This window comes from Acidimicrobiales bacterium (assembly GCA_035533095.1).
GTDB lineage: Bacteria > Actinomycetota > Acidimicrobiia > Acidimicrobiales > Palsa-688 > DATLUM01.
Genome location: DATLUM010000070.1, coordinates 1 through 2,983, shown reverse-complemented (window position 1 = coordinate 2,983; position 2,983 = coordinate 1). Strand labels below are relative to the sequence as shown.

Here is a 2,983-nt window from a genome sequence, read left to right as displayed (position 1 = left end):
GAACAGCTGCTCCTCCGGGCGCAGCAGCGCCGCCCCGGCCACCACATGCAACCCGGCCGAACCGGCCAGATCACCACCTCTAGCCCGAAGTTCCGTAGGCTTTGACGACAGAACCCCCTGCTGAGCAGGGGGTTCGTTGTTTGGCGGGTTGGTTGTTCTGTCTACATGGGGCCGAGCTCGATGGGGATGGGTGCGCCGATGAACTCGAAGGCGTGTCGTTGTAGTGGGGTGGGGGTGGCGAGTTTGGTGATGCGGGCACCGCCGGCGAAGACGATGGTGTTGCGGGTCAGGGTGCCGAGCTCGGCGAACAGGGTGGCGAGGTTGTGGACGGGTTCGCCGTCGGTGCGGTGTTGACGGGACGCTTTGGTCAGTGCGCTGGGGGAGCGTTGGGCGGGGCCGACCGGGTCGCCACGTTCGGGGGTCGCCTCGTCGGTGAAGCAGAGGGGTGCCCACGCGCGGCGCAGGTGCCAGACGAGGTAGAGGGCGAGCATGCAGATGAACACGTGGGCGCGTACTCGGGTCTCGGTCCAGTGGTGGATTGGGCGCAGGTCCAAGTCGATGGCTTTGAGGCTGCGGAACCCGGCTTCGTTGAACTTGAGGTCTTTGTAGGCCTCGACCACTGCCGGGGCGTTCATGGTGGAGGTGTGGGCGGCTGAGGCCCGCACGACGTAGATGCCGTCGAGGGCGGCCTCGGCAGCGATGGCCTGGTGGTTGCGGGCGAACGCGAAGCCGGTGTCGGAGATGGTGAGGGTGAAGTGCTTGGCCATCTTGTGGCGGTTGACGATTTTGCCGACGCGTAGACCGATCTTGTCCTGGCCTCGCAGGGGCCGCCGGTCCCGGGTGGTCGCGGCGGCGATGTCGGCCAGGTCGGCTTCGGTGGCGGCGAGCAGCTCGTCGCGTTTGCGGGCCCGCAGCTCGGCCAGGGCGGGGTTGCGGCAGGCCACCAGCCGTTCGCCGGGATAGTCGGGGTGGTCGGTGATCTCGGCCAGGTTCGCCTCGTCGAACAGGCTCATCTGCAGAGCGCCGCCCTCGGCGAGCAGTCGGATGGCCGGGGCTCGCAGGGAGGTGATCCAGCCCAGCCCGCCGACGGTGCGAAGCGCGTCGATGCGGGCGGTGGTGATCATGCCGCGGTCGCCGACCATGACCACGTCGCCCAGCCCGAAACGCTGCCGCACGGCGGCCGCGGCGGAGATGAACGCGGTCGGGTCCGCTGTGTTGCCGGCGAAGACTTCCACCGCGACGGGCCGGCCCTCGGGGCAGCAGGTCAGCCCGTACTCGATCTGCTCCTTGGCGGCCTTGCCGTCCCGGGAATGGCCGCGGGCGGCGAGCGGGCAGCACTGGCCCTCCATCCACGAGCTGGAAAGGTCATAGAGCACCCGGCCGCCGGGGCTGAGGTGGCGGCGGGCGAGAGCGGACTCGATGCTGGCTTGGCGGGCCTCCAACCAGTCCATCGCGGCGTACACGTCGTCGCTCGACGCGTCCGCGACGCCCAGATCCCCAGCCAAGGTGGTGGTCTGCCACCATCGGGTGGTGGCCAGCTTCGAGGCCGGCGACACCACCCGGGCCACTATCAGGGCCAGCGCCAAGTCCCGCTGCTCGCAGGACGGGCCCAACAGCTCGGCCAGCCCGAGGGTGCGCGCCATCGCCCACACCGCGGCGACATGGCCGTGAGGCAGGGACCGTTCGATCTCCCAGTCGGCGCCCGCCTCCACATGGGTCTTGCCGGCGAGGGACTCCCGGATCAGCGTGATCGTCTCGGCCGGCAGGTGCGAGAGGTTGCCCAGCGTCTCGGTCTTGACTTTGCCGCCTTCCCGGTAGGAGCGGCGCAGCAACGTGGTCTCATAGACCTTGTCCTTGTAGTGCCGACGTGTGACCGACACATGTACAGCATCACCCCGTCTAGCCACAAGGCTATCCTACACAACACGACCAACACTGTCAACATTATTAGTGCCTACGTTCAGTGACCTTCCCGCGTCTGTCCGTGCTGGTCAGACCACAGATCAGACTCCAAACCCCCCGTAACTTCGGGCAAACGGCCCGTCGGTCACCAGGCGCTCCCCGTCGCGCACGCGCACGGTGGTTGCCATCGACGGCGGCTGAAGGCCGGCGCTACCAGTAGAAGCCGGTGCTGCCCTGGGTGGCGCCGATACGCCACAATCCGTTGAGGTCTCCGGGCTGGTAGGTCGCCAAGCCGCTGTCGACTGGGTTCATGATCTCGGGGGCGCCCGACGCATGGCCGAGGCGCATGGCGTGCCCCAACTCATGCGGGAGAACGGGTTCTTCGCCCGACCCTCCTCCCGCCGGGAGCCTCGACAGCAGCTGCACCTTGGCCGAGACGATCTGCGGCGTGTAGCCACTCAACAGGTAGTACCAGTACGTCGACAACCCGACCCCGTCCCCGGTGGTTAGGGTCGACACCCAGCTGACCGTCACCTTGACCGAGGACGGGATCTGAGACACCTCGGCGTAGACCCCGGTGCTGGCGAACGTGAGGCCAGTGGCGGCGTGTGCGGCGGCGATGGCGCTGTTGACGTCGATCGACCATCCGGCGGGAGCCCCGGCGTCGGCCACCGCGTAGGTGATCGGCTCAGCGGGGTTCCAGCGGATCGGGGCGCCCGCCGAGTTGGTCGCCTCGAAGGTGTAGTGGCCGTCCGCCCGGGCCGGCCCGGTCGGAGAGGTCGGTCCGGAGAACGGCGTGGCGTCGCCCTTGGCCAGCACGGCGCCGTTGTCGAGGATGATCCAGTACCCCCCGCCGTCGCCGGTGGCAACCATGCCGACGGCCCGGTGCCCACCGGTTCGGCCCGCGCCCGAGCCGTAGAAGCCGGCGTTACCGAAGGAGAAGATCCCTCCATCGGCGGCCAAAAGCCAGTAGCCGCCCAACGTTTGCGGTGCGGGCCATCGCCGCGATCGGCTGATCGAGCCGAACGTTCCCGGTCGACCCGTGGTAGGTCGCATCACCAAAGGTGAAGATGCCGCCGTC

At 68.5% G+C, this 2,983-nt stretch carries 2 protein-coding genes; both read right to left on the bottom strand.

The window, feature by feature from the left end:
* Positions 1-161 precede the first annotated feature (161 nt).
* Positions 162-1,880 (bottom strand): IS1634 family transposase, encoded by a 1,719-nt coding sequence (locus VNF71_08805; protein ID HVA74652.1) that lies wholly within the window; start codon positions 1,878-1,880, stop codon positions 162-164.
* Positions 1,881-2,112: 232 nt separating this feature from the next.
* Positions 2,113-2,983, bottom strand: an 871-nt coding sequence (locus tag VNF71_08800; GenBank protein HVA74651.1) for a hypothetical protein, incomplete at its 5' end; no start/stop codon positions are given.